The organism is Bradyrhizobium sediminis (assembly GCF_018736085.1).
In the GTDB taxonomy this organism is placed as follows: Bacteria; Pseudomonadota; Alphaproteobacteria; order Rhizobiales; family Xanthobacteraceae; genus Bradyrhizobium; species Bradyrhizobium sediminis.
Map to the genome: position 1 here is coordinate 4,244,332 of NZ_CP076134.1, position 25,302 is coordinate 4,269,633.

Genomic DNA, 25,302 nt, shown 5'->3' on the forward strand with positions numbered 1-25,302 from the left:
GCCTGCATGACTTTGACCCATGTCAATATGACATAGCAGTCAAGTCGATCGATTTCGCGAGCCAAAGTCTCGAACGGCCGCACTGCAGCGCGGTCGTGCGCTTGGGCGTTCTTCCGCCGCGAGCGACGTCTAAGGCGATTCAGTGAACCGCGCATGCCGGGCATCAGCCAGAAGCTTCTGAAATGCGCTCCCGCTGATATGAACCAGGCTGGCGTGATCTCCGCCCTCGAGATAAATCTCCGGCTCGTTTGCCAAGCTGTCGTCGACAATGACCTTAAGCCCATATGCGGCCCCGATTGCAGGCACGGCGCCCGGCTCACAATCGAGAAACAGCGTTTCAATCTGCTCCTCACTGGCCATATCCACATCGGCTCCGAGCTGCTTGCGGAGTCGGCCGAACTGGATGTGAGCGGAGGCCGGCAATACCGCGAGCATGAAGCCGTCTTCCCCCTTGAGAACCACCGCCTTGGCCAGCCGATTGGGCGGTATATGGCTCGTCTTGGCACTCTCCGAGGCTGTCACCGCATGCGGATGTTCCACCACGTCGTACTTAACGCCTCGTTCGGCGAGGTATTGCGCGAGAGTAATTGCAACGCCCATGGCCCGCCTCCTGCTCAACCGAACTTGAAAATATCAAACCCCTCGATGAGAAGCATGCGCCTAGCGATTAAGTGATACTTGATCGGAAACCGCGCCCGTCCGCATTGATGTGCATCAACGCATGCGGCATGGGCGGGGCGCCGAAGCCCGCGGCGGATGAGCTGGGGCGGAGCGGCGCTCAGAAAACAGGGGTTTGAATTGGCGAACCGATCAATGCTTGGAGGTATTTGAGCCCTATCATAGCTCGGCGCGGATGCGCCGCGGAATCGGCAAGGTATCAATCGCCCAAAGGATAGAGACGAGTAGTTGGATGCAACAAACAGTGCCACCATTGCGTCAAATACCACGTACCAGACAGTCTCGTCCTTTTCGGAACTATCCATTTTGCATGATCCGACGCATCGCAGCACCTGCGCGTCGGATTAGATACGACTATCATCTTCCTCACGCACGACATCATCCTTGGCCTGGCCGCTTCCGCATTCGCCTTGTTTGCGTCGTGACCCAATGCACTCGGCACTGTGTCGAATTTCCCTCCTAAACGGCTGATCTGCCTTTGGTTTTAAAGTCACCAACGGGGATTGATCTCGCACAAGGCCGATGGAAAATGTTGCGATAATGTGTTTTGGCAATCGCAACGGGAGGACAGGAGTGCAAAAATGGAGAGCGCAACGTTCCGAAAATGGTTAGCCGAGCAAGGGTGCCGCTTCGATCGCCATGGTCATGGAGAGCGGGGCAAAGGTCACGTAATGGTCACGGTGCACCGGGAAGGCCGAAAGGCTGAGGTTCCTCTCGGTGGCTCGCAACGTATCCTTGATCCGCGCGTTACGCGCCGGGCTTGCGAAGAACTTGGACTCGATTGGTCACAACTGCCTGGGCCCAAGGACCGCGTTTGAGATCAGGGCGACCACGCCATCGGCATCGAAGCCCTTGTGGCGACCGGCACTAGTCCGGCCTCAGCAAGCGATGGCGAGCGATATCCTCGCGAGCCCACATGGCGAGCCCGGCCCGATCATCGACGGTGTCGATCACTATCACCGCATCCGGGTCCGTGAACGATATCCGACCCGGTCGCCCGGCCTTGGCCGTGGCCTCGATGATGACATCGTTCAAGAACCGTTCGACATCCGGCGTGTGCAGTCCAAGTTTGGGCCCGCGCTGATGCAGGCGCGCGTGAAATGACTTTCCAGCCAGGCTCGGTAGCCATTCGAGCACGATGGATCTCGCATTGTCCTTGAAGTTCTCCGCAGATGAAAAATCGAACGCCCGCATCGCCGGCGCCACCCGCGCGATCGCATCGTAGAGCGCCGGGCGTTCCTCGGTCAGACGCTCGACGGACTCGAGAACCGCCATCGGATCGTCAGCTTTCATCACCAGCACATTGTGGTACGGACCGCGCTCGGCTTGCCCAACGTCCTGCAAGGCGCGGAGCGCCCGCCTGAAACCCTCCTGGTAGATCGTGACAATGATGTTCCAGTCTTTCACGCCCAGCCCCGGAAAGCCTCGATCTGGATTGGATCGCAGCGATGCAGTAGTCCTAGCCCGCTGGTCCAAAATATCCGTCAGGTCAACGACGCCAGCGCCGTGAAGATTCCCTGGTGCGGCGCGCGAAAGACTAGAACCGGGATGGTGCTGTGTGTCAGCACCTTGACGGTTTCGCTCCCAAGCACGATCGCGGAAATCCCGCGCCGGCCATGCGAAGCCATGACAATCAGATCGCACGATCTTCGTGCTGCCGTCTCGATGATGGCCAGGTATGGCTGATCGTGCTCGATGTGCATCGTCTCGCAGCTCACACCGGCTGCCGCTGCGGCCTCCTTCGCGACCTTGAGGTATTTTGCAGCAAGTGTCGCCATGCGCTTCCCGTATTGTTCCGGCGTATCGATGACCATACCCGGCTCAACCGCGAACGTGGGAAATGGCGTCGATACGGTCAGTGCCGTCACTTTGGCATTGACCGACTTCGCTAAAGCCATGCCATAGTCGATTGCATTTTGTGACAGCTCCGAGCCGTCAGTCGGGATCAGAATATGTCGATGCATACATCCTCCAGATTCAGTTGGTCCAGGAGCGGATTTTGGGGTGACTCGGCATACGAAGCGTTGATCTCCCGCGCGAACATTCTCTGCAACGTGCCTTTTTGGCCACGAGAGTTGGCGTCAATAGCCCAGCTTCGATCGTCCGCAACTCCAATATGGTGCGAACCTGCGGACGAAAAGCGGTCCGGCTCTTGCTAGTAACGATCTTATGCATAAGGCAGCTTAAAGCCTGTTCCTATCGAGATGCTTCGTTCTTGACACAGATCAAAGAATGTCGATCTGCGCACGCGATGACGTTTTTTGAGGAGGATGAAATGAAAGACAAAGACGTCATACACAAAAGCACAACCTGCGTCGAACCCTGCACGCTCGTGAGGGAAATCGCGAAGCGCATGCGTGAAAGCGATGTCGGCGCGATCCCCGTCAAGACAGACAGTCGGCTGGGTGGGAGCAATCACCGATCGTGACACTACCTGCCGCGCGCTCGCAGACAGCGGTAATCTGGCCAAAATGACCCGCCAAGAACGTCATGACGAAGGACGTTGCATGTTGCTCCCGGAGGACGACATCAAAGTCGCAGTCGAGACCATGGGAAAGACAGCAACTCCGTGTCTGCCCGTAGCGGATAGCCACAAGACCATGATCGGCATGCTGAACCTCGGCGACATTTCGCACGAGGTCAGCAAAGAGATTTTCGGGTGAAATGTTGCGGGCCGTTTCGGGGCATCACGTCTAGTCGGCCCACCGCGCCTGGGCGAGCTGAGTACAACCCACTCTTTTTCCTTCTTTCGGAGAGCGTTCTTTTTTGCTCTTCCTCTGCCAGCTACTTGAGAGCACAAGCGCCCGTCAATGAGACATCAGGCAGCAGATCGGGCTTGACGCCAGGAGATCGTGGGTCATTCCACCGAAGATCCATTCGTTAAGCCGGCTGTGTCCGTACGCCCCGGTCACAAGCAGGTCAGCTCCCTCGTCCTCGGCGAACCCGATGATCTGATCGGCACTTGATCCCGGCAACTGCTTTTCGACCCGACCTTCGGCCTTTATTCTGTGCCGCGCCAGGTAGAGCACGACATCATCGACATGATGACGCGCAGCCTCCTTTTGATCATTCTCGCAGATTTCGACGACCATTACGCGCTTCGCCTCATGCAGGAATGGCAGCGCGTCCTGAATTGCCCGCCGCGCCTCACGGGTATCCTTCCATCCAACCACTACATGGTCCGCGGTGAGCGATTTCACTGACCCCGGCACTATCAGGAAGGGGCGCCCTGCCCCCAGAATTGCCGCCCCGCTATCGGCTACCCTATAAAAATCTATCGAACGGCTGCTTTTTTCGAACACGATCAGATCCGCACATCGCGCTTCCCTAATCAGGGCATCCGTGGGGATCTCGAGCGCCGATCGCCACTCAACCTCACGGCCAGCTCCCGCAAATGCACGGAACTTGTCTTCGGCCTCAGCCAGTCTTGTCTTCACCTGTGCGACATCGGATTCCGACGCATTGTCGACGATCACCACTCCCTCCGCAACAAATGGCGGCGTGATCGCAAGAGCCGATAATCCGATCAGCTTTGCCGAGAACTTGTCTGTGAGGCCTGCGGCGACGCCGACAAGCGTTTTCGAGACGTGATCGACATTGACGCAAACCATCAGCGTTGCATAGGACATGGTGGCTCCCCGCGTGCGACGATAAAACATTGAGCCACGTCCCGCAGGGACACCTTTGACTCACATCAAGGTTCGAGTCATTCGAAGAGATGGGCGCCTCCAGGTAATGAAGATCGTCGCATCGCTCGTCACATCATGGCTGCACATCGGCGATCGACTTCCTCCGCGAGCGCTATCAGTCCCGGCGCTACAGTGACCGGGAGCATTGTTCCGTCACTCAGGTGGCGCAACGACCAGGGCAACTGGGCAAGGCCTTGCGCCGCCCTCTTCCGGATATCGGCTAGTGTCGAAGGCGCAGCAAGGCGTCGGCCATGACGCATGACGGGTACCAACAGTGGTTCGCCCGCTTGTCGATCATGATCGAGAGCCAATACGTCGCCGGTCATGCATCCGTCGTCACCAAAGCTGCGCCAGACCTGCTTGCGACCAGGCCACGTGGCCTTTCCAACAGATCGTTTGCGTCGCGCTATGCCGGCATATTCCTGAAGCTTGTAGGCGCAATCGAACGCCGGCGCGTCGGAGGATGTCGTCAGGCTGGTACCGATTCCAAAGCCATCAATCGGAGCATTCGCATCCATCATCTTTGCAAGTTCGTCTTCGTCGAGCCCCCCACTCGCAAATATGGTCACGTCATGCAAACCTCCATCGTCCAGAATGCGCCGGACAGCCTTCGACAACACGATCAGATCGCCGCTGTCGAGACGGACTCCGCGCACGGCAATGCCTTCCTTCTTCAGGCGAGGCGCCAGTGTGACGACTTTTCGGGCTGCGGCTTCGGTATCGTAGGTGTCGATCAGCAAGACGAGATTGTCTGGTCGCGAGCGCGCAAACTCCAAAAAGGCCGATGTTTCATCGTCATGTGCCTGGATGAAGGAGTGAGCCATCGTTCCGAAGACCGGAATTCCGAAGTATTCCCGTGCAAGCACGGTGGCCGTTCCGTCAAATCCCGCCAGATAGCTGGCGCGCGCGGCCATCAGCCCGGCCTCCGCTCCATGTGCTCGCCGCAATCCGAAATCGATCAGTTGCTTACCCGGTGCTGCAAGGACCATTCGCGCCGCCTTGGAGGCGACCACCGATTGAAAGTGGAGGATGTTGATAAGACGAGTCTCGACCAATTGCGCCTCCGGAAGCGGCGCGGTCACGCGAATGATTGGTTCGTTGGCGAAGAAAATCGTGCCTTCCGGCATGGCATCGACATCGCCGGTAAAGCGCAGGCGCGCGAGGTAATCAAGGAATCCATCCGTGAACCGATAGTTCTTACGGAGCCAATCAATCTCCTCGCTGGAGAATTGCAGGTTCTCGAGAAAATCGAGGGCCTGCTCCAGCCCTGCCGCCATGAGGAAGCCCCTTCGAGCCGGCAGCCGACGCACGAAGAACTCGAATACAGCTGTATCCATTTGACCATGGTCCAGATACGCCTGAACCATGTTCAGTTGATACAAATCGGTCAGCAGAGGGCTTGTCGCAGGATACATGTGGCCAATCCCATACGAGGTGGCAGCATCAAACGCCGGGTTACTTCATTGTCCTTCCGAAAGGATGGAAGTCCTACTGCGAAGAGTATATTGCCGTGCACCAGGTTCCTGATCACTTGATCTCGCTCAAGCCTGGATTCGTTGGTTGCGCTCATAAGGGGGATGTCTCTTAAATTTTCGTGAGGCGTACGATGGCCGAGCTCCCAGATCTGTCGATTTCGCCGGGAAAAGCGTACTTCATCATCGCCAAGGCTCGCCAATTCGACGCCAAGGACGGCGTCACCGACCCGGACTCCGGCTCCAATGCCAGCGATAACGGCACGCGTTCAGTGCTGGAGAACCGAACGGATGATCCGGTTCGCACTGAACTGGTAAGCTTTATCCACGATTTGAACAACGACGAGCAGACCGATCTTGTTGCCCTCACCTGGCTCGGACGCGGCGACGGAGATATCGAAAGTTGGGACGAACTTCGCGCCGAGGCCGCCCGTGCGCACAATAAGCGAACAGCCGCGTATCCGTTGGGAATGCCGATGCTAGCCGATCATCTGGAAGAAGAGGCGCTCTCGAAATTCGGTCATTCATCAGAAGAAGTCGAAGCAGATCTGTTCTGACAGACACACCTTCGTTGCTTCATTTGGGGGAAACCCATGCCATACCGCGCCAATACCGATCTTCCCGCATCGGTCCGCGACCACCTTCCGCCGCATGCGCAGGACATCTATCGTGCCGCGTTCAACCATGCCTTCGCAGCCCATGCGGGGGACATTCGGCAGGAAGAGATCGCTCACCGCACCGCCTGGGCGGCCGTCAAGCGGACCTACGTCAAGGATGGCGATCGCTGGGTGTCGATAGAATAGAATAGGTCGCGGCTGTTCACCTGGATTCAGGGGATCGAAGCCGGTCGGCTTGGGAAGCACCTCAGAATGGCTCATGGGCGCTGAGGGGACGCGCCAGCAGCTTGCTGATATCGCGCCCGAGATCGTCGGCTCCGTTCAAGACGAATAACCGCAGATGGCGGCGTGCAATCGGTCCGACGGCGGAAGGCGACCAAGTCTGATTTCCCATCACGACGCGCCTCCCTTATTCAAAAAGAGCCTCCTAACCAATTGAATATAATAGATTTTTGACGGGACCCAACACCCTCCCCCGCGCGCGTTCAAAACGTCAACCCCGGACGGAGGCTCGACGCTTCAGCAGCTTGCGCAATTCGGCAAGTGGCCGGGTATTGAGCACATCGTTTACCGTGAGCCAGGCGCGTCGCGCCTGATCGATCCCGAACCGCATGCACTGATATGCATCTACGGAGTGCGCATCCGTCGAGACCGCCAGCTTCACCCCGGCGAGCTTCGCCGCGCGAGCATGCAGATCGTGCAAATCCAGGCGATCCGGCTCCGCATTGATCTCGAGGTAACAGCCGGTCTTGCGCGCCGTCGAAATCACGCGATCCATATCGATGTCGTAAGGCTCGCGCTCGCCGATCAATCGCCCGGTCGGATGCGCCAGAATGGACACATGACGGTTCTCCAGGGCACGGACGACGCGCTCGGTCTGCGCCTGCCGCGGCAGATCGAAATGCGAATGCACCGCGGCCACCACGATGTCCAGCTTCGCCAGGCTTGACTCCGGCAGATCAAGACTACCGTCCCGGAGTATATCGACCTCGATACCCTTGAGAATCGTGAAATTCTTGAGTCTTTCATTGAGCCGGTCGATTTCGTGGATCTGGCGTGCCAGGCGCGCCGGATCGAGACCGTGCGTCATGGCAACCCGGCGGCTGTGGTCGGTCAGGGCGATGTATTCATAACCGCGCGCCTGCGCCGCCGCCGCCATTTCAGCGATGGTGACGGTGCCATCGGTCCAGTCGGAGTGCACGTGAAGGTCACCTCTGACATCGGAAAGCTTCACAAGCCTGGGCAGCTTGCCGGCCTGGGCCGCCGCAATCTCCCCGCGGTCCTCGCGCAACTCCGGCACGATGTATGCGAGCTTGAGCTTCTCGTAGACATCCTCCTCCGTGGCACCGGCAATCCGCCGCTTGCCTGAGAATAATCCGTATTCGTTCAGCTTCCATCCGTGCTGGTTGGCGAGCCCGCGTAGCGCGATGTTGTGGGCTTTCGAACCCGTGAAATACAGAAGTGCTGCGCCATAGCTTTCCTCGCGGACCGCACGGACATCGACCTGCAGGCCGGAGCGCAGCATCACGGTGGTGCGCGTCGGTCCGTGAGCGACGACCTGCGCGACATTTTCATACTTCGCCAGCCTGTCGCCAACCGCGGCACCGTCCTTCGCGGTCACCAGCACGTCAAGATCGCCGACGGTGTCGCGGCGCCGCCGATAGCTTCCGGCGACGACGACGCGTCCGCTACCGCGGAGAAAGCCGACCAAGGCTTCAGCTTCAGCTTCGGCCACCGAAAGCTTGAACCGCCTTGCAGGCTGCGGCTTCTCAAGCGCATCGAGCAGTTTCTTCTCGATCACAGGGCCAAACCCGCGAAGCTCGCGCAACCGTCCTGTTTTGATGGCCTGACGAAGGTCGCTGAGGGTTCGCACTTTCATCTTGTCATAGAGCAGCTTGATACGCTTCGGTCCGAGTCCGGGAAGAGCCGCCATATCGCCGAGTTCGCCGGGGAGTTTCCTTTTCAGCGTGTCGAGCAGGCCGAAATGCCCGGTCTTGACGATATCGGCAATCTTGCCGGCGAGATCCTTGCCGATCCCCGGCAGCTCCGACAGATCGCGTCCGGATTTCAGCAAGCTTCCGGCCGCTTTCGGCAGGCCCTCGATGACGCGCGCGGCGCGGCGGTAGGCGCGCACGCGAAACTGGTTCTCTCCCCCGATCTCAAGGAGTTCGGCGGCCTGGTCGAACATAGCGGCGATTTCCGCGTTCTGCACGGGCATGTCGAAGACCCACAACAGCCGGATTTTGCCAAGGAAATATCGCATGGCTCGACAAGCCGGAATTGATTCAGATCAGGGCCAGTTCCTCAAGGACACCAATAGTCCTACTAGCGAAACTGGAGCCGCAGAGATGGGCGCTCATATGATCGCAGGCGATACCGACGTATTGATCGTGGTCGATGTCCAGAATGATTTTTGTTCCGGAGGTCGCCTTCCAGTGCCAGGCGGCAGCGACGTGGTGCCCGTCATAAATCGGCTTGCCGGGCGCTTTGCAAGCATAGTTGTCACCCAGGACTGGCACCCGCACAACCACTTTTCGTTTGCTTCAATGCATCCGGGAAAGCAACCAAACGACATCATTGCCGCCCCTTATGGTCCTCAGATCCTTTGGCCGGACCATTGCGTGCAGGGAACGTCAGGAGCTCAATTTCACGAATCGCTATGCGTTCCGCAAGCCACGATGATCCTGCGCAAGGGGTTTCATCGCACGATCGATTCATACTCGGCGTTTTACGAGAATGACCGTCAGACACCGACCGGTCTTATCGGATATTTGCGGGAGCGCTCGCTGACACGTGTTTTTCTCGCCGGGCTGGCGTTCGACTTCTGCGTCCGCTACTCAGCCGAGGACGCACAACGCGCCGGCTTTTCCGTCTTCGTGATCGAGGATGCTTGCCGCAGCATCGATGTCGACGGATCGGCGGAAGCAGCGCGATCCGCTTTGCAAAATCTTGGCATCCAGGCCATCGCCGCCGGCGACTTCGCGTAATTGATGATTTCCATCAACGACGGCAGCAGAGCTATTCCTGGGAAAACGGATCTGCATAACGCCGCGCCAGCGAACGAGGCGGTCAGACCCGCAACCCGTGTTTTCCGAGCAGCTTTACTGTGGTCGCCTGTGGGCCCTTTTCGCCGATCTCATCGGCAAACACGACCCGGGAGCCGATGGCCAGTTCGGAAAACGCTCCGTCAAGAACGCTATTGCGATGGAAGTAAATCTCCTCGCCATCGTTTGACCGAAGGAATCCGAATTCGCCGGAGGCGTCCAGTCGTACGACGGTTCCGATGGGTTGCCCTTCGTGGCTTTTGACCATTCCCTCCATGCGCCGCGAGCTATCCTGAAGTTGCCTGCCTGCCCGCTTGAACGCATCGTTAATTGCAAATGGCAAGTCCGAATGTCGCTCGTCTTCCTTCGGCGTCCGCCCGATATCGACTTCACGACCATCCGGTAGCGCCAGTCGAATATTGATTTCATATAAGCCGCCGCTCTTGTGACGTTTCCCGGGACCTTTAACGACGATCCGACATGCTGTAATCCGACCAAAGAGTTGTTCAAGCTTCTTCACATGCTCCGCGAGCATGTCCTGGACCGCAGGGCTGGAAACCATATCCTGAAATTCTACTTCAACTGGCGTTTGCATTACTCTCTCCTCATCGGATGAAGCCGATGTCAGTCAAGACGCTGACGCTAAGACTCTATCGTCAGCCGATCCTTGACGTTCTTCACACCGGGCGCCGACCAAGCCGCGTTCTCGACCGCAAACTTCTCGTCCCAATTGCGAACCCTGCCTTCAAGCAAGACTTCATCATCATCTCGAACGGTGACACGTATGTCCTTGGCTTCGATTTCAGCGTGCCGTTTCAGAGCCGCTTCGATCTTCATTTTTACGTTGTCGGCCTTCGCATGCGGCTCAATTTCGATATTGTTGACGATGCTGCGCACCCCCGACAGCTTGCGAACATCGCGCTCGGCGCTGCTCTTTTGATAGTACCAGTTGACTTTTCCGGTCAAAGTTACCAGCCCGTCCCGCACCGTGACCTGGATTGCATTACTCGGAACGACGCTGTCCCAGGACAGCACGTTGATCGCGCGTCTGGCGATCTCATCGTCAGTCGCCTTCGCATCCGAAGAGTAGCGAACTTCGATCTCGTCCGCGATTCCATGCACGCCCTTTACCCGGCGCACCGCGGATATTGCCGCGAGCTTCTGCGCATAGCTGGCGACGTGTCCGGTAAGCGTTACAACATCCTGATCTACGGCCACGCCGATATGAGCTGCATCAACGATGGGTTCATAACCGAGTTCGTCCAGGATATCGTCACGCAGTTTCAATTCGTTCATGATCTGCCTCCTGAATAGTTATAAGATTGCCTAACCTTGTCGGTGGGCTTGTTGATGCAGATCAATACAGTTCAGGCACGGGAGAGGTGGGCTTGTTCCGGCGAATATTGTGCCTCACAATTTGCGCCGCTGTTGCTCCATGTGATCCGGCGTCACCTTTCCGCGGCGCTTACGTTTCGGGGGGCGCCCGTTCCAGACTTCATCGCCGGCAATGCAATGGCCGAAGGACGGCTTGAAGCGCCTGAAGAATTCGAGCAGCCGGCTTAGTATGCGCGCGAGGGAACCACCGGAGTTGACAAAAATCAGCTCGGCCGCCCGCGCAATCGATGGTCAAAAATGCTCTCAACAGGAGGTAAAAAGATGCCTGCCGGGATCCAGATGTTTCTGGTCGCTCCGATGGGTCTGTAAATGCCGGGCGGGCACTTCACATCGAACCGCAGCAGTCAAAGTGCTCACGGCACCTTGAGGATCGTGACTGGCGATCATGTCGCTGCGACCGACAGTCGCGGACATCGGACAAGCATCAGTGTGGCCCGAAGGCGATGCCGCCGCACCTTCCCGATGGTCCGCTGGGGCTGAAGGCGCTCGACGATCTTGAAAAGCAAGAGGCGCGGACTTTCTGGCCGGACCTCCAGCTGACCGCAATTTCGAATACGGCGTCGCCTCCATCTGCCCCCTCCCCTTCCCCGAAATAGCCCTCCGCACTTGCGCGAGATCAATTGCGGCCCCTCCGTCTCTGTCAGCTTACGTCAACGCGGATGGTCAGTAGGGAGGCGAATATGAGCATTAAGGGGCTCGAAGGCCTGCAGCATACGCTCGAACTCACTCACACCTGGATCAACGACCTTGACGAACGGCTCGAATGGCACAACAAGCCGCGAGCCTATCGGCTGCTGAAGAGCGTTCTTCATGCGTTACGAGATTGGTTACAGCTCAATGAAGCAGCCGACCTCGGTGCCCAACTTCCAACATTGCTCCGCGGCATCTACTATGAACAGTGGCGGCCATCAGGAACTCCCGTGCGGTCACGCAGCAAGGCGGCCTTCTTGGCGCGAATTGATGAAGACTTCGAGCAAGATCCGCCAGCCAACACTGAGCAGGCAGTTATGGCCGTCTTTGAACTCTTATCGAAGAAAGTAACGGCAGGCGAGATCAAGCACGTGCGGCACGCGTTGCCTGATGATCTCCGCACGATCTGGCCGGAACCATACTCCGCACCGGGCGCATGCTGAAGTCGAAGTTGACCCATCATTTACTGCAGTATCGGGACGAAGGCTCGTGCAGCTGAGCTCAGTTGCCTTTACCGACGGCTTAGCGATCCCAGGTCGCATTCACCAGCGACGGCGAAGACGTGTCCCTCCCCCAGATTGGAGCGACGCACCGGCGCGAACTCCAGGCTCTGTCGTTCTCTGCGATGATCCAGATGCGCCAGCGGGGTGATAAGGTCTCTTCGACCATGGCAGTGACAGCAGATTCGGGCCCACACATCGCTGATATGCAGCAGAATTATGCCCCGCGTGCCGCCGTCATTAGCTGGATTCTCTTCGATTGGGCGACGCAGCCTTTCTTCACGCTGATCACAACCTTCGTGTTCGCACCCTATTTCGCAACGCATGTGGCCTCGGACCCAGCAAGCGGACAGGCGCAGTGGGGCTTCGCGACTGCGGCTGCGGGGTTGATGATTGCCCTGATGTCACCTGTTCTGGGCGCAATCGCGGACAGGAGCGGCCGCCGCAAGCCGTGGATCGCGGCGTTCGGTGCGCTACTGGTGATCGGCTCTGGTCTGATGTGGTTTGGAAAGCCCGGCGACACCAGCGTCATTCCACCGCTACTGCTCGCCTATGGGATCGCTACCATCGGCGTCGAATTAGCCACAGTATTCAATAACGCCATGATGCCGTCGCTGGTGCCGCCGGGCATGATTGGCCGGTTGTCCGGCACCGGCTGGGCTACCGGGTATGCCGGCGGAATCCTCAGTCTGGTTCTGGTGCTCGGCTTTCTCGCCGCCAGCCCGGACACGGGGCGCACGCTGTTCGGATTTATCCCGTTGTTCGGTCTTGATCCCGTTACCCATCAGGGTGACCGCATTACCGGCCCGCTGACCGGCATCTGGTTCACCATCTTCGTGCTGCCGATGTTCCTGCTGACGCCCGATTATCCCGCCAGGAGGCGAATAGGCGAAGCATTGCGCGAGGGATTGACAGAGTTACGACAAACGCTCGCCGAATTGCCGAAACGACAATCGATGGCGGCATTTCTGCTCGCCAACATGATCTACACCGACGCTCTGGTATCGCTGTTCACGTTCGGCGGCATCTACGCCGCTGGTACCTTCGGCTGGAACACGATTCAGATCGGCACATTCGGCATTCTGCTCGCGATTGCCGGTACTTTCGGCGCGTGGCTTGGCGGCAAGCTCGACGACAAGCTCGGACCGAAACGGGTGATCGCCGGCAGCATGCTGATCCTGCTGCTTTCGATCGTTGCGATCCTGCTGGTCGACAAGGATCGCATCTTGTTCGTCACGGTCGCGCCGCCGGTGCCTGACGGAGCGCTATTCGCCGCGGCTACGGAACGTATCTATCTCATACTCGGATGTCTGATCGGTGCCGCCGGCGGCCCGCTGCAGGCGGCGTCGCGCACGCTCCTGATCCACCTGGCGCCGAAGGACCACATCGCCCAGTATTTCGGACTGTTCGCACTGACCGGAAAGATCACATCATTCGCCGGGCCACTGCTGATCGGCACGATTACGGCGATCACCGCAAGCCAGAAGGCCGGCATGGCGGTGCTGGTGGTATTCTTCGTGGCGGGCTCGGCGTTGCTGGCGCGAGTGCGGGAGGAATAGCCGTGGCCTGAATCTGGGTCTGCGATCTGCATCAGGTCGCACGATCCACGTGCCGCCGTCTCGATGATGGCCAGATATGGCTGATCGGGCTCGACGTGCATCGTCTCGCAGCTCACACCGGCTGCCCTCCTTCGCGACCTTGAGGTCTTTTGCCGCAAGGGTCGCCATGCGCTTCCCGTAACGCTCCGGCGAATTGGTGATCATACCTTGCTCAACCGCAAACGTATGAAACGGCGTCGATACGGTCAGTACCGCGACTTTGGCGTTGACCGACTTCGCTAAAGGACGTGCCGTAGCCGATTGCATTCCGTGACAGCTCCGAGCCATCAGTCGGGATCAGAATATGTCGGTGCATACATTTTCCAGATTCAGCAGGGCCATGGGCGGCTTTGGGGCAGCTCGGCATACAAAGCGTTGATCTCCCGGGCGAACATTTTCTGCACGACGTCCCTTTTGACCTTGAGGGTTGGCGTCAATAACCCAGCTTCGATCGTCCACGACTCCAGTATCAAGTGCACGGCGCGAACCTGCGCATACCGTGGCAGGGTGGCAAGGAGCGGCGTGACTCTCGCAAGCAACTCGGTCTTGCTGGCGGCGTGATTGGGCCGCTCCGGGTCAAGGCCTTTGTCGGCAGCGAAGCGTCTCCACGCGTCAGGGTCCAGGACGATCACGGCAATCAGGAATGGGCGGCGATCGCCGACCACTACGGCCTGCTTGAACAGGCAATCGCGGGTGAGCTCTGTTTCCACGGTGTTCGGATTGACCTTCTCGCCGATGGATAGAACGATCATCTCCCTAAGGCGGCCGCGGACGAAGATGCGGCCGTCCTTCAGTTCGGCGAAGTCGCCGGTTGAGAGCCACCCCATCGGATCGAGCGCGCGCGCCGTTTCGCCCGGATCCTTCCAGTACCCCGTCATCATGGAAGGCGAGCGCACCAGCAGTTCGCCTTCCGGCGTGAGCTTCACCTCAACTCCTTGCAAGGGACGCCCGACCGAGCCGGGCAAATTGTCATCGAGTCCGTTCGCCGCAACCACCGGCGCTGCTTCGGTGAGACCGTATCCCTCGACCAACGGCAGGCTCAAGCCGATCAATAGCCGAGCGACGTCTTGATCCAGCGGGGCTCCTCCACTGATCGCGGCACGAAGCCGTCCGCCGAACGCCGCCAGCACCGGTGCTGCGATGTAGTGCTTAAGGATCGGCCCAAACAATCGCGCAGCAAGACCTGGACTGGCCCGATGCTGTGCGGCCTCAAAGCGGCGCCAGCCGAGAAGCGCGGCGATTTGCAACAGATTCCGCTTAGCGAAGCTCCCTGCAACATTCGCCCGGATCGCGGCAGACATTCGCTCGTAGAGAAGAGGAACGCCTAGCATCGCCGTTGGGCGGACCGCGATGAGATCGTCGCGCAAGTCTTGTACGGAGCGTGCGTAAGCAACGGTGCTGCCTCCCATCATGGGTAGGTAGTAGCCGACGGTGCGCTCGAATGCATGCGCAAGTGGGAGAACCGACAGAAATACGTCGTCCCGCCGCGGCGGAATGATCGCGGCTGACGCTTCGGCGTTCCACAGCAGGGCGAAGTGTGACAGCATGACGCCTTTGGGCCTGCCGGTGGTGCCGGAGGTGTAAACCAGCGAAGCGAGATCGCTCGGTGCCGCCGGATGCGGCACCGGCGGCTCGGAGGCGTTTGCAAGGACATCGGCGAGATTGCGTACGATGAGTTCGGAAGTTGGCGTGGCAGAGCCTGCACCGACGTCGCGGATCCACATGCGTTCGAGCGATGGGAATTCTGACCGAAACGGCCGGAGTGACTGCCGGCGCGCATCGCTATCGAGAAGAACCAGACGGGCCCCGGAGTGGCCGAGGATGTAGGCGTTGCTTGCTGCGTTGTCGTGCGGGTAAAGCGCCACAACAACCAGGCCCGACGCATGCGCCGCCATGTCGAGACACACCCAATCGATCCCGTTGGGCAGCAGAATCGCTACTCGGTCTCCGGCCTCAAGCTTCTCCTGTGCGAGTGCGGCGCGGAATCGGTCAACGCGCGCGGCAATCGTCTGCCAAGTGTGATCGCACCAATTCCCCGCGACAGGATCGTAGTCTCGGTAGGCAATGCCAACCGGACAGCGCCGGACACACTCGCAGAACAGCCCCCACAACGTGCCCGCTTCACGAGCGGCGACTACGTTGCCATCGGGAACAACGGGCTGCTGGGGTTGCTCGGTCATCGAAAGTCCATCGCGGTCAAACCTCATGAGTGCGGCCGCAGTGACAAGCACGACACGCTCATGCTCTCGACGGCTGACACCGCAAAGGCGGCGTGCGCGAGACCGTCGGCTCACGCACGAAAACCCAGTGATTTGCCTGTGCCATCGATGTGAACGACCTACGGCGGAACCGCCTATTATTCCCGCCGAGGTGCTCCGCTCTTGACACAGATCAATGAGTGCCGGCCTGCGCGCGCGATTATTTTCAACTATCTGGTAGCGTCTTGAATTGGACCGGAGGAGGACGAAATGAAAGTCAAGGACGTCATGCACAAAGGTACAACCTGCGTCGAACCCAGCACGCCTGTGAGGGAAATCGCGAAACGCATGCGTGAAAGCGATGTCGGCGCGATCCCTGTCAAGGCAGACAGTCAGTTGGTGGGAATAGTCACCGATCGTGACATAACCTGCCGCGCACTCGCAGACAGCGGCAACCTGGCCGAGATGACTGCCAAGGACGTCATGACGAAGGACGTCGTATGCTGTTCACTGGATGACGACATCCAGATTGCGATCGAGACCATGGAAGCGAAACAAATCCGCCGCCTGCCCGTGACAGATAGCCACAAGACCATGGTCGGCATGCTCAGCCTCGGCGACATTTCGCACAAGGTCAGCAAAGAGCTTTCGGGTGAAATGTTGCGGGCGGTCTCCGGGCATCATGTCTAGTCGGTCGACCGCGTCGCTCACATTTGGTCGGTCGCCTTGGTTACGACCACTCAGTAGATGAGACCGAATATGCTCAAGGACCTGCACGTGGATCAGGCCCGCTTCATTGCGCTTCTCGCGAACACCGCGCGAGCGCAGCGCGACGCATTGCTCGGCAATGTGGCGGAGAATGATCTTGATGGTGTGACGCCCGGGCGAGGTGAACGCAACCCCACCGTTGAACTTGGAGTCGAACCGCTTCCGGCTGACGCTTCCAAGCCGGCAGCGGCTTTGTCCGAGGCAATCCGCTCGCTGTCCGAACCGGCGCGTCGTGAGCTCTTTGCGCTAATGCGGATCGGTCAGGGGCACCTCGCAGCCAAGAAGTGGCATCAGGGCTTGGCTGAAGCCGAGATGCTCGGCGACGACGCGATCACCGCGGCGATCGTCGACGATCCCGATCTGCACGATCATGTTGCGAAGGGGCTTTATGAGGCCAAGCTTGCCGGATGAAGACGCTACGATTCCACGGCCGTCGACCCGCAGATTGAAGGAGCTTTCGCGACGGCACGTTCGGGGTGCTGACCGCCTGCCATCACGTTCGGACCTACGTGCCGGGTGCTGATGGTTGGTCCTGATCGACGAAGGAGAACACATCTATGGTGGCTTTGGTGGCCCAGAGCATTCCGATCGATGCGGCACTGGACGCCTGCTGGTTTCAGTTCGGTGTCGCCGACATCCTGCGGCGCGCACAAGGGCATGCATTCGGAGCGTTTGGTCTGAACCCGAACGAATGTCCCTATCAGGTCATTGCCTCGGGTCCATTTTGGCGCCTTCGCGACTACACCAAACACGATACGGCACAATCCCTGCTTATTGTTGCGGCTCCAATCAAGCGCCCATACATTTGGGACCTTGCTCCCACGGCGAGCGCGATCCGCTTCTGTCTGGGACAGGATTTGCATGTGCACCTCCTGGAATGGCTGCCGGCCTCTCGAACGACGGGCAACAATGGCCTCACAGAATACACGGAGGCCATCAGCGATTGCGTCGCGAAGATCTCAGGCGAAAGCGCGGGCGTAAAGCCGTTTCTGATCGGTCATTCTCTTGGTGGCACCCTGGCAGCCATATTCGGCGCCCTGGCGCCTACCTCCATCCGCGGTCTTCTGCTGCTTGGTGCACCGCTATGCTTCCGGCCGACAACGAGCCGTTTCCGCGATGGGCTGGTCGCCCTGGTGCCGTCGGGTCTGACCGAAGCGGAGCCGTGTCCGGGCTCGCTTCTGTCTCACGTGAGCGCCCTCGCATCACCCGACACGTTCATATGGTCAAGGCTGACGGACGCAGCATTCAGCATCACCGACAGTCACGCAATGGAAATTCATACACGGGTCGAGCGTTGGGCTCTCGACGAGGTTCCCCTTCCGGGCAAATTGGTCCATCAAATCATCGAGTGGCTCTATCGCGAGAACCTGTTCTGCCAAGGCGCTCTAAGGATTGGCGGCACCTTGGTCGGTCCACAAGGCGTGTCGGTGCCCACGCTTGCAATTATCAACACGGCGGACGATGTCGCACCTCTCGACTCGGTCAAGCCCTTTATAGATGCAATGCCCACGAGCGATGTTCGCATCATCGAATATCCCGGCGAGATCGGCGTCGGCTTGCAGCACCTCGGGATCCTGATCGGGCGTGAGGCGCACGCCCAGGTGTGGCCGGACATCGCCTCCTGGATCAATTCGCACCGCTGAAGAGAACAACAATCAGCGCCCGGTCTGCTTCCGCTGCTGACGCCCTACAAGCCATCTTCGATCCAGCATGGCGAGCCGTTCCGAGATCTTCGGCGCGTGCAAGATGACGTTGAAGACCAGGTCTCAGCGGCCGGTTGGCTGACTCAGATATCTTTTCGGGTACCCTCGTTACCAGCGGCGATATCCACTGTCGGCAAACGACAGCCTGTCGCCATCGCAGGCAAAACGCGCCTCGACGCCATGTTGGCGGCCAATCCGCCGGAGCATTGCATTTAGCTTACGCGCGTCGCCACGCACGATTGGCGATCCGCAATGGGTGAAGATGGCACGCCTAACATTGCCCTTTTCACACCAATCGAGTTGACTGGAGATTGGCGCATGGCCGATTACGGTCCGTCTCTTACGGCGCACCATCGATCGCTTCATCGTCGCACCATCGCCGATGTAGACGTTGATGCTGCGAAGTGCGTGCGCCGCATCGGGAATCCCGGCAACATCGGGCACATAGAAGAAGCACCCGTCGTCTGCCGATACGCGAAACCCGACCGCCGGCGCTCGGACTGAATGCTCGACCGGAAATACCTTGAATCGCACTCCGTCGATCATTATGGACCTTCGCAGCGGCAGCCTGCGCCGACCATCAATGGGGAAGCGACGGATCAAATCCCATGTGACCTTGGTCGCGTAGACCGGACAAGGAGCGCCCTCGGCAAGGCCAGCAGCATGATCCGGATGAGCGTGCGTCAGCACAATGGCCGTCGGCGCGACCGCGTCAAGCCGGCCCAGCCAATCTGTTCCGCAATCAATCATGATGCGCGCCTCGTCGCACTGAACAAGCAGCGAGCTATGGCGTCGATGCCGACGAGAGCGTGCCTCGACTTCACCGCGCGTACCGAGGAACGTCAACTTGAGTGACCCAGCGTATGATTTCACCTTCATCGATGAAGCCAATTTGAGGAACCCCGACGAAGCACAACGGGCTTCGTCCTGGGCGAGATGCACGAGATGCTATCATCAGGTCGTTGCCGAATGCCCCGACCGTCAAACCCCTGATGCGATCAGCCTGGTCCGGGCAACGTGCGGACAATTTCCTTGAACCGGTCCCACTCCGTCGCCGTCCAGATTTCGGTCTGGGCATGGCCGAATGTCCGAAGGAGAGTGGAAACACGGGCCGCGCTCTCGATGTCGTTGGCCTTGAAGACATCGAGATAATCGTACGGCCCCAGCACCGCATAGCTGCTCAGCCACTCGACGTCGGGACATTGCTCCCGAACGCGCTTCATGGCATCGCGCTCGAGTTGCTCAAGCCCTTTCGGCGAGCGCACCGCATCGGGATTCAGTCGCGTCAGCATGATGAAGGTGGGCATGGCATTGCCTCCTATTGGGCAGACAGAGTACCGATATGCGAATAGCGGGGTTTGATTTCAATCAATTGACGGGTGATGCGCGGCAGCCGCCAGGGCGTCATCGCCCGCCCGGCAAGCCAGTGGGCCTTGAGCCTAGGCAGATACTGCTCTTTTCTGGAAGATTTGCGGAACGCTATCGAGCGCAGCCAGCTCGGGAACATCGGTCGGCAATTGCTCGTGGGTTCCGATCACCAACCAGCCCTGAGGCCGGAGCCGTTTCAGCATGTTCGCCAGGACTTTACGCTGGAGCGGCACAGCAAAATAGGTAAAGGCGACATATCGGCAGAGGATGAGGTCGAAGAGGCCTTCCGGCGTCTCCGTCCGGAGATCCTGATCAAGAAACTCGATCCCCTCGCGATGCTCCGGCTTGACGCAGTAGCGAGAGTCCAGCCGGTCAAAGCCCTGTTCGATCAGCGTCTGCGGCAGTTCGTGCAGGCTCGTCGGCTCAAAACAGCCTTCACGGGCGCGTGCAAGCATTGCTTGGTCGACATCCGAGGCGACGATCGACAGCGAAACGCATGGATATGCGGTTGCAACCTCGAAATCCCAGAGCATCTTCAAGGTGTAAGGTTCTTCGCCCGAGGCACATCCGGCCGACCAGAGTTGCGCGCCGCGCCCTTCGAACCTGGCTCGCGCAGCGATATCGGGCAGCAGGCGCCTGCGCACGGCTTCGAATATGCCTCTGTCACGAAAGAACCGTGAAATAGTGATGTGGCAGCATTCATCAAAAACACGCCATTCCGATGGATCATCTTCGAGGCGCGCACGATAAGCTAAATAGCTATGCAGGCCAAGATCGCGCATCCGCTGCCTTAGGCGTTTGCACACCTGGCGCCGGACCTTTCGGAAGCCGGGCCAGCGCAGCTCAAGTTGCGGCAACGCCCATTGAAGGAACGCTGTGCAATCCTTGTCGTTCACGAGACTCCCGGCTTAATCTGATTTATTGCTGATGTCGGACTTCGTACGCGCCGGCTCCGTCACCACCACCGCATCGGAAGCCGGGAAGGTCTCTTCCAGCCCCTCCTGAAGTGCCTCCTCCAGGCGCTGCCGCTCATTTTGCTTCTTCTTTTCGATGTCGGGCCTTGGCTGCCTGCTGTTGCTCCGCGCCATGATTGTCTCCATTACGTATGGGCCACACCCGCGCGTCGAACTCACCGCGGATTCGGATCGTCAACGACGAGACTTCCCCTGTCGGCCAGACTAAAGACGCTCGATTTCGAACTCCTCGCAGGAATAGCCAAGCATCGAAAGACCTTCTTCCAGGAAGTCGCCGACAAGGGGCATGCCGAGAAGGTATTCGGCCGTCCGTTGATTACGCGCACGCGCCGCCTCTTCGCGCACCGCCGGCCAGTCGCTGGCGGAATAATCATCCCGCCCCAGCCATGCCAATGTCACGAGATCGATCTGCTCGTCTTCGGACAGTGAATTGATTAACGACGTAAGCTCCTCCACGACAGGATCGTCTTCGTGGTCCTCGAGAACTGAGACGTCCTTGTCGTCGGACGGATTTGATCCAGGATCAATCTCCGTCACTTCATCCTTGGCGTCATATTCCTTGGCCTTGAAGATGATGAAGCAGACCTTTTCAGGAGAGATCGTCAGCACTTGTGCGCCGTCATCCGCTGGACTTTCGGTCCGTACCGATTTTTTCCGCATGTGCCGTCTCCGTAGCTTGGGGCGATCATGTCCTCTGACAGAACGCCAACATTGGGCAGGGAATTGGGCGGCACCTCGTTGAGACAAGTCAATCCGACCGTGCCCCTTCGTGGTTTCGCCCTCGCAGAGAAGAATAAGATTCACGGACGGAATTGATTAAGATCAAAGTGGCCGCTCAGCCCGTACAATTAACTTATCTTGCTGTCGTGCGGACAAGCACAGCAGGTCAAGCATCTACGGGCGTGGATCTGCCTACGCGATAAACCAACCTACCGATGAAGCATGGCGGTGGGATCCGTAGCCATTCCGGCCGAGCACCCCGGAGGATTTCGGTTCGACCGGCTTGCCATCGTCGCGATAGCAAGCGCGCGCCATGCAGGTCCAGGTCGAGCCCTATGTGGGCCAATGGCACGGCGCCGAATACCGCTACGTTAAACTCAGAGATTGCGAAGGCGGCGATGGGCGAGGTGATGTCATGGCAAAGTCCTTCGACTCCTATCCCGTTCAATACTGGCACAAGCTGGACGATGGGCGCATTCAGTGCGATCTGTGTCCTCGCTTCTGCAGATTGCACGAGGACCAGCGCGCCTTTTGCTTCGTGCGCGCGCGGCAGGGCGACCAGATGGTGCTGACGACCTATGGTCGCTCCAGCGGCTTCTGCGTCGACCCGGTCGAGAAAAAGGCGCTCAACCACTTCCTGCCGGGGTCGCCAGTGCTGTCATTCGGAACCAGCGGTTGCAATCTGGGCTGCAAGTTCTGCCAGAACTGGGACATCAGCAAGGCGCGCGAATACGACGTACTCGCCGAGCGCGCTTATCCCGAGGACATTGCGCGGATGGCGGAACGGCTCGGGTGTCCGAGCGTCGCCTACACTTACAATGATCCGACGATTTTCCACGAATACGCCATCGACACTGCAATTGCCTGTCATGCGCGCGGCATCAAGAGCATCGCGGTGACGGCCGGTTATGTCTGCCCGGAACCGCGGGCCGAGTTCTACCGCCACATGGATGCGGCCAATATTGACCTGAAGGGCTTCACCGACGATTTCTATCACAAGGTCTGCTACGCGCATCTGCAGCCGGTCCTGGATACGCTCGTCTATGTGAAGCGCGAGACGCGGGTCTGGCTTGAAATCACCACTCTGCTCATCCCCGGCCTGAATGATTCGGAGGCAGAGCTCGAACAGATGACGCAATGGGTGGTGGAAAATCTTGGTCCCGACGTGCCGTGGCATTTTACGGCCTTCCATCCGGATTGGCGGATGCGCGATATCCCGCAGACTCCGGCAAAAACGTTGTCTCGCGCTCGTGCCATCGCGACGAAGAACGGCGCTCGTTATGCCTTCACCGGCAATGTCCACGATCCAGCTGGTCAGGCCACCTACTGTCACCAGTGCCAGGCGCTGCTCATCGGCCGCGACTGGTACGAGATCACGGCCTGGCGCCTGACCGACGACGGCAAATGCAAAGATTGCGGCACAGCTTGCGCCGGCAGATTCGCTCCCTCGCCCGGCACCTGGGGATCGAAGCGCATGCCGGTCAGCATGAGCACGGCCCCCGGTGGGCCGGGCGACACGAACGCGCCGCTCTACGCGTGGGGTTCGATGGTCGCCCAATTGCAAGCTCAGCGGTCGGGCCGTTCGCAGCGCAGGCAGCCCACAGACACGACGCGGCGCGCATTGGAGCGCAGCCTGCTTTATTCCGAGGAACTCGGCATTGGTCTGGCCAAGCGGAGCGATGCCGAATATTTCCGCTGGTTTCTCGCCAGCCTGCTATTCGGGGCACGAATTTCCGAGACCACGGCGAAGAACACGTATCGGAGTTTCATTCGCAACGGCCTGACCAATCCGCAAAAAATTCTGGAGGCCGGTTGGGATTTCCTCGTCTATCCAGTGATGCGCGAGGGCGGTTATGTCCGCTATGATGGCCGCAAATCGACTCAGATTCTCCGCGACTGCGAGATGCTTATTGCCGACTACGGTGGCCGCCTGAGCCGGCTGCACGATACGGCACGCGATGCGCGCGATGTTGAGGAACGACTGCTCGCGTTCTACGGCGTTGGCCCGGTTACCTTGAACATCTTCCTGCGCGAGTTGCGGCCGTTCTGGACAAGAGCTGACCCCGCTCCGCTGCCGACGGTCGAACGACTGGCGAAACGTCTCTCGATTGATCTCAACCGTTACAGCCGGAAAAGCCTGGTGTTCGCCAGGGTGGAAGCCGGCCTCATTCGACGACGCCGTGAGATTGCAGCAGCATAGGCTGCTATTTGGTGGAGGCAGCCGAGCCAGCTGGTCTCAGGAGAAAGAGTGCGCTGATCTGTGGGTCACAGAATTGAGGGATGCGGAGATGCCCGAATTGCCCGATGTCGAAGGCTTCAAACGTGTGCTCTCAAAGAACGTCCTGTATAAGACGATCGCTCGGGTCGTGGTGAGCGATGCGCGCATCCTGGGCAAACTCTCTGCCCGGACATTTGCCTCCCGCCTGCAAAACGCCAAGCTCGTTGCCGCTCGCCGCCACGGCAAGCACCTCATGGCGAATATCGATCATGGCGGTTGGCTGACCCTGCATTTCGGCATGACTGGTGCGCTCAAATTTGTCCAGAGCTGCGACGACGAACCGCCTTTTACTCGGGTGCGGCTCGATTTCGCCAGCGATGGCTGTCTTGCCTATACCAACAAGAGGATGATCGGACGCGTCGGATTGGTCGAGGACGCGGCCGATTTCATCGCGGCTGAAAAACTGGGACCGGATGCGCTCGACCGGCGCTTCGATTTCGATGCCTTCAAAACCGCCGTGCTCGGTATCAGACGCGATGTGAAATCGGTCTTGATGGATCAACAAATCCTCGCCGGGATCGGGAACATTTTTTCCGACGAGATCCTGTTTCAGGCGCGCATAAACCCAGCTGAGCGGATTGACAATCTTGCGCCAAGCGAGCTCAAGCGCCTGTTTCTGGAAATGCGCGAGGTCCTCAAGACGGCGATTGTCCGTGGCGCAGGCTCAGAACAGCTCGTCGAGCGAATGCCCAAGGGCTCCTTTCTGCCCGAGCGCAAAAAGGGAGGGCATTGCCCCCGCTGCCGATCCCTCCTGAAGGTCTTCAAAGTTGGCGGCCGCACTGCCTATTGCTGTCCACAGTGTCAGGGTTGCTGACGGGTCGCGATCAACGGTCTGGTGCAGCTCACCGGGCTGACGAAGATCAACGTATCGCCGCCCGAAAATTGGAAACAAATGAGCTTGTTGGACTGCAGATCATGCCAAGACCATCGAAATCACTGGTCAACGCCGAACGTGGGTATCTATCGCCGCGTATTGCCACGCTTGCTTGGGGACGGATCGAGGTCGATGGCGTTGGCACATTCAGGGATGCCAAGGTTTTCCCAGGCGGAGCGCGGGCTTGGAATTGGAACGAGACCGGAACCGCTCACCAACCAGGAATACAGCCCGCTGACGTCACTGAGCTGCTTGATCATGGCGCCACCACGATCGTGTTGTCGCAGGGCATGCTGAATCGACTTCGTGTATGCCCGCAAACCCTGCGACTGCTCGCGGACCGTCGCGTGCGTACACATGTGCTGCCAACCCAGGAAGCGGTCACGCTGTACAATCGGCTGCGCGATCGGGAGCCAGTGGCGGGATTATTTCACACCACGTGCTAGTTGCGGATTTCGGTGACTATCAACTAATGATACCGGCTGCTTTCACACGTCCGAACAGGTATCGCTGCCAAGCTATCCTGGCGGTCTCCCACGCTTTTTGGACTTCTTCCTTCCACCTGCTGCCTTCATCTGTTTGAACGAACGCCGCTGCCGCTCGATTGAGGAATTTCAAGAGGTCTTATCGTCAGGAAATAGCTGTCGCGCTATGCGTAATGGGCATGCAACCGAAAGGTGGTCCCCGCGGCGTTGATACAGATCAGACCAGGAAGAGCGATCTGATCGATAATTTG

At 59.0% G+C, this 25,302-nt stretch carries 26 protein-coding genes; 12 read left to right on the forward strand and 14 right to left on the reverse strand.

The window, feature by feature from the left end; genetic code table 11:
* Positions 1 to 129: 129 nt before the first annotated feature.
* The 3 genes from KMZ29_RS20380 to KMZ29_RS20390 all read right to left on the reverse strand — a co-directional run bounded on the left by KMZ29_RS20380 (position 130) and on the right by KMZ29_RS20390 (position 2,642).
* Positions 130 to 600, reverse strand: a complete 471-nt coding sequence (locus tag KMZ29_RS20380; protein ID WP_215620905.1) for an aminoacyl-tRNA deacylase — start codon at positions 598 to 600, stop codon at positions 130 to 132.
* A gap of 945 nt (positions 601 to 1,545) precedes the next feature.
* Positions 1,546 to 2,085 carry a THUMP domain-containing protein gene (locus KMZ29_RS20385; RefSeq protein ID WP_215620906.1) on the reverse strand — a complete coding sequence of 180 codons (540 nt, stop codon included), beginning with the start codon at positions 2,083 to 2,085 and terminating at the stop codon, positions 1,546 to 1,548.
* Between the two features lie 77 nt (positions 2,086 to 2,162).
* Positions 2,163 to 2,642: a universal stress protein gene (locus KMZ29_RS20390; RefSeq protein WP_215620907.1), complete on the reverse strand. Its 480-nt coding sequence runs from the start codon at positions 2,640 to 2,642 to the stop codon at positions 2,163 to 2,165.
* 393 nt (positions 2,643 to 3,035) lie between these two features.
* Between KMZ29_RS20390 and KMZ29_RS20395 the strand changes: the two genes are divergently transcribed.
* Positions 3,036 to 3,341 carry a CBS domain-containing protein gene (locus KMZ29_RS20395; RefSeq protein WP_215620908.1) on the forward strand — a complete coding sequence of 102 codons (306 nt, stop codon included), beginning with the start codon at positions 3,036 to 3,038 and terminating at the stop codon, positions 3,339 to 3,341.
* 144 nt (positions 3,342 to 3,485) lie between these two features.
* On the opposite strand, the gene KMZ29_RS20400 is transcribed toward KMZ29_RS20395, so the two are convergent.
* Together KMZ29_RS20400 and KMZ29_RS20405 are read right to left on the reverse strand one after the other, a co-directional pair.
* Positions 3,486 to 4,307 carry a universal stress protein gene (locus tag KMZ29_RS20400; protein ID WP_215620909.1) on the reverse strand — a complete coding sequence of 274 codons (822 nt, stop codon included), beginning with the start codon at positions 4,305 to 4,307 and terminating at the stop codon, positions 3,486 to 3,488.
* A 128-nt stretch (positions 4,308 to 4,435) separates the two neighbouring features.
* A complete protein-coding gene (locus tag KMZ29_RS20405; RefSeq protein ID WP_215620910.1) occupies positions 4,436 to 5,782 on the reverse strand; it encodes a nicotinate phosphoribosyltransferase in 1,347 nt (448 codons plus the stop codon).
* A gap of 191 nt (positions 5,783 to 5,973) precedes the next feature.
* Here KMZ29_RS20405 and KMZ29_RS20410 point away from each other — a divergent pair, with 191 nt between their 5' ends.
* Both KMZ29_RS20410 and KMZ29_RS20415 read left to right on the forward strand, forming a co-directional pair.
* Positions 5,974 to 6,396 (forward strand): DUF3775 domain-containing protein, encoded by a 423-nt coding sequence (locus KMZ29_RS20410; protein ID WP_215620911.1) that lies wholly within the window; start codon positions 5,974 to 5,976, stop codon positions 6,394 to 6,396.
* A 36-nt stretch (positions 6,397 to 6,432) separates the two neighbouring features.
* Positions 6,433 to 6,642, forward strand: a complete 210-nt coding sequence (locus KMZ29_RS20415) for a ChaB family protein (protein WP_215620912.1) — start codon at positions 6,433 to 6,435, stop codon at positions 6,640 to 6,642.
* A gap of 307 nt (positions 6,643 to 6,949) precedes the next feature.
* Here KMZ29_RS20415 and polX read toward each other — a convergent pair whose 3' ends face one another.
* Positions 6,950 to 8,719, reverse strand: coding sequence for a DNA polymerase/3'-5' exonuclease PolX (gene polX / locus KMZ29_RS20420; protein ID WP_215620913.1), 1,770 nt, complete (start codon positions 8,717 to 8,719; stop codon positions 6,950 to 6,952).
* An 85-nt stretch (positions 8,720 to 8,804) separates the two neighbouring features.
* On the opposite strand from polX, the gene pncA reads away from it, so the two are divergent.
* The gene (gene pncA / locus KMZ29_RS20425; protein WP_369810145.1) at positions 8,805 to 9,443 is read left to right on the forward strand and encodes a bifunctional nicotinamidase/pyrazinamidase; all 639 of its coding nucleotides are present in this window, start codon (positions 8,805 to 8,807) and stop codon (positions 9,441 to 9,443) included.
* An 82-nt stretch (positions 9,444 to 9,525) separates the two neighbouring features.
* Here pncA and KMZ29_RS20430 read toward each other — a convergent pair whose 3' ends face one another.
* Together KMZ29_RS20430 and KMZ29_RS20435 are read right to left on the reverse strand one after the other, a co-directional pair.
* Positions 9,526 to 10,095, reverse strand: coding sequence for an HPF/RaiA family ribosome-associated protein (locus tag KMZ29_RS20430; RefSeq protein WP_215620914.1), 570 nt, complete (start codon positions 10,093 to 10,095; stop codon positions 9,526 to 9,528).
* Between the two features lie 47 nt (positions 10,096 to 10,142).
* Complete coding sequence (locus KMZ29_RS20435) at positions 10,143 to 10,796, reverse strand: BON domain-containing protein (protein WP_215620915.1); 654 nt, start codon at positions 10,794 to 10,796, stop codon at positions 10,143 to 10,145.
* A gap of 779 nt (positions 10,797 to 11,575) precedes the next feature.
* On the opposite strand from KMZ29_RS20435, the gene KMZ29_RS20440 reads away from it, so the two are divergent.
* Positions 11,576 to 12,028 carry a DUF2267 domain-containing protein gene (locus tag KMZ29_RS20440; protein WP_215620916.1) on the forward strand — a complete coding sequence of 151 codons (453 nt, stop codon included), beginning with the start codon at positions 11,576 to 11,578 and terminating at the stop codon, positions 12,026 to 12,028.
* A gap of 224 nt (positions 12,029 to 12,252) precedes the next feature.
* Entirely contained in the window at positions 12,253 to 13,644 is a 1,392-nt protein-coding gene (locus tag KMZ29_RS20445; protein ID WP_215624345.1) for an MFS transporter, read from the forward strand.
* A 368-nt stretch (positions 13,645 to 14,012) separates the two neighbouring features.
* Here the strand turns inward: KMZ29_RS20445 and KMZ29_RS20450 are convergent, their stop codons facing one another.
* Complete coding sequence (locus KMZ29_RS20450; protein ID WP_215620917.1) at positions 14,013 to 15,863, reverse strand: AMP-dependent synthetase/ligase; 1,851 nt, start codon at positions 15,861 to 15,863, stop codon at positions 14,013 to 14,015.
* A gap of 288 nt (positions 15,864 to 16,151) precedes the next feature.
* On the opposite strand from KMZ29_RS20450, the gene KMZ29_RS20455 reads away from it, so the two are divergent.
* From KMZ29_RS20455 to KMZ29_RS20465, 3 genes are all read left to right on the forward strand, one after another.
* Positions 16,152 to 16,571, forward strand: coding sequence for a CBS domain-containing protein (locus KMZ29_RS20455; RefSeq protein ID WP_215620918.1), 420 nt, complete (start codon positions 16,152 to 16,154; stop codon positions 16,569 to 16,571).
* Positions 16,572 to 16,640: 69 nt separating this feature from the next.
* Positions 16,641 to 17,060, forward strand: coding sequence for a DUF3775 domain-containing protein (locus KMZ29_RS20460; protein ID WP_215620919.1), 420 nt, complete (start codon positions 16,641 to 16,643; stop codon positions 17,058 to 17,060).
* Between the two features lie 146 nt (positions 17,061 to 17,206).
* Positions 17,207 to 18,292 carry an alpha/beta fold hydrolase gene (locus tag KMZ29_RS20465; protein ID WP_215620920.1) on the forward strand — a complete coding sequence of 362 codons (1,086 nt, stop codon included), beginning with the start codon at positions 17,207 to 17,209 and terminating at the stop codon, positions 18,290 to 18,292.
* A 168-nt stretch (positions 18,293 to 18,460) separates the two neighbouring features.
* Here KMZ29_RS20465 and KMZ29_RS20470 read toward each other — a convergent pair whose 3' ends face one another.
* From KMZ29_RS20470 to KMZ29_RS20490, 5 genes are all read right to left on the reverse strand, one after another.
* The gene (locus tag KMZ29_RS20470) at positions 18,461 to 19,294 is read right to left on the reverse strand and encodes an MBL fold metallo-hydrolase (RefSeq protein ID WP_215620921.1); all 834 of its coding nucleotides are present in this window, start codon (positions 19,292 to 19,294) and stop codon (positions 18,461 to 18,463) included.
* 56 nt (positions 19,295 to 19,350) lie between these two features.
* Positions 19,351 to 19,659 (reverse strand): GYD domain-containing protein, encoded by a 309-nt coding sequence (locus KMZ29_RS20475; protein ID WP_215620922.1) that lies wholly within the window; start codon positions 19,657 to 19,659, stop codon positions 19,351 to 19,353.
* 132 nt (positions 19,660 to 19,791) lie between these two features.
* Positions 19,792 to 20,616 carry a CheR family methyltransferase gene (locus tag KMZ29_RS20480; protein WP_215620923.1) on the reverse strand — a complete coding sequence of 275 codons (825 nt, stop codon included), beginning with the start codon at positions 20,614 to 20,616 and terminating at the stop codon, positions 19,792 to 19,794.
* A gap of 12 nt (positions 20,617 to 20,628) precedes the next feature.
* Positions 20,629 to 20,808 carry a hypothetical protein gene (locus KMZ29_RS20485; protein WP_215620924.1) on the reverse strand — a complete coding sequence of 60 codons (180 nt, stop codon included), beginning with the start codon at positions 20,806 to 20,808 and terminating at the stop codon, positions 20,629 to 20,631.
* Between the two features lie 90 nt (positions 20,809 to 20,898).
* Positions 20,899 to 21,354: a DUF3775 domain-containing protein gene (locus KMZ29_RS20490; RefSeq protein ID WP_215620925.1), complete on the reverse strand. Its 456-nt coding sequence runs from the start codon at positions 21,352 to 21,354 to the stop codon at positions 20,899 to 20,901.
* A 373-nt stretch (positions 21,355 to 21,727) separates the two neighbouring features.
* Between KMZ29_RS20490 and amrS the strand changes: the two genes are divergently transcribed.
* The 3 genes from amrS (at position 21,728) to KMZ29_RS27040 (ending at position 25,012) form a co-directional block, all read left to right on the forward strand.
* Positions 21,728 to 23,614, forward strand: a complete 1,887-nt coding sequence (gene amrS, locus KMZ29_RS20495; protein ID WP_249779742.1) for an AmmeMemoRadiSam system radical SAM enzyme — start codon at positions 21,728 to 21,730, stop codon at positions 23,612 to 23,614.
* Between the two features lie 88 nt (positions 23,615 to 23,702).
* Positions 23,703 to 24,506 (forward strand): Fpg/Nei family DNA glycosylase, encoded by an 804-nt coding sequence (locus KMZ29_RS20500; protein ID WP_215620926.1) that lies wholly within the window; start codon positions 23,703 to 23,705, stop codon positions 24,504 to 24,506.
* A 101-nt stretch (positions 24,507 to 24,607) separates the two neighbouring features.
* The gene (locus KMZ29_RS27040; protein ID WP_369810146.1) at positions 24,608 to 25,012 is read left to right on the forward strand and encodes an Mth938-like domain-containing protein; all 405 of its coding nucleotides are present in this window, start codon (positions 24,608 to 24,610) and stop codon (positions 25,010 to 25,012) included.
* Positions 25,013 to 25,302: the final 290 nt, after the last annotated feature.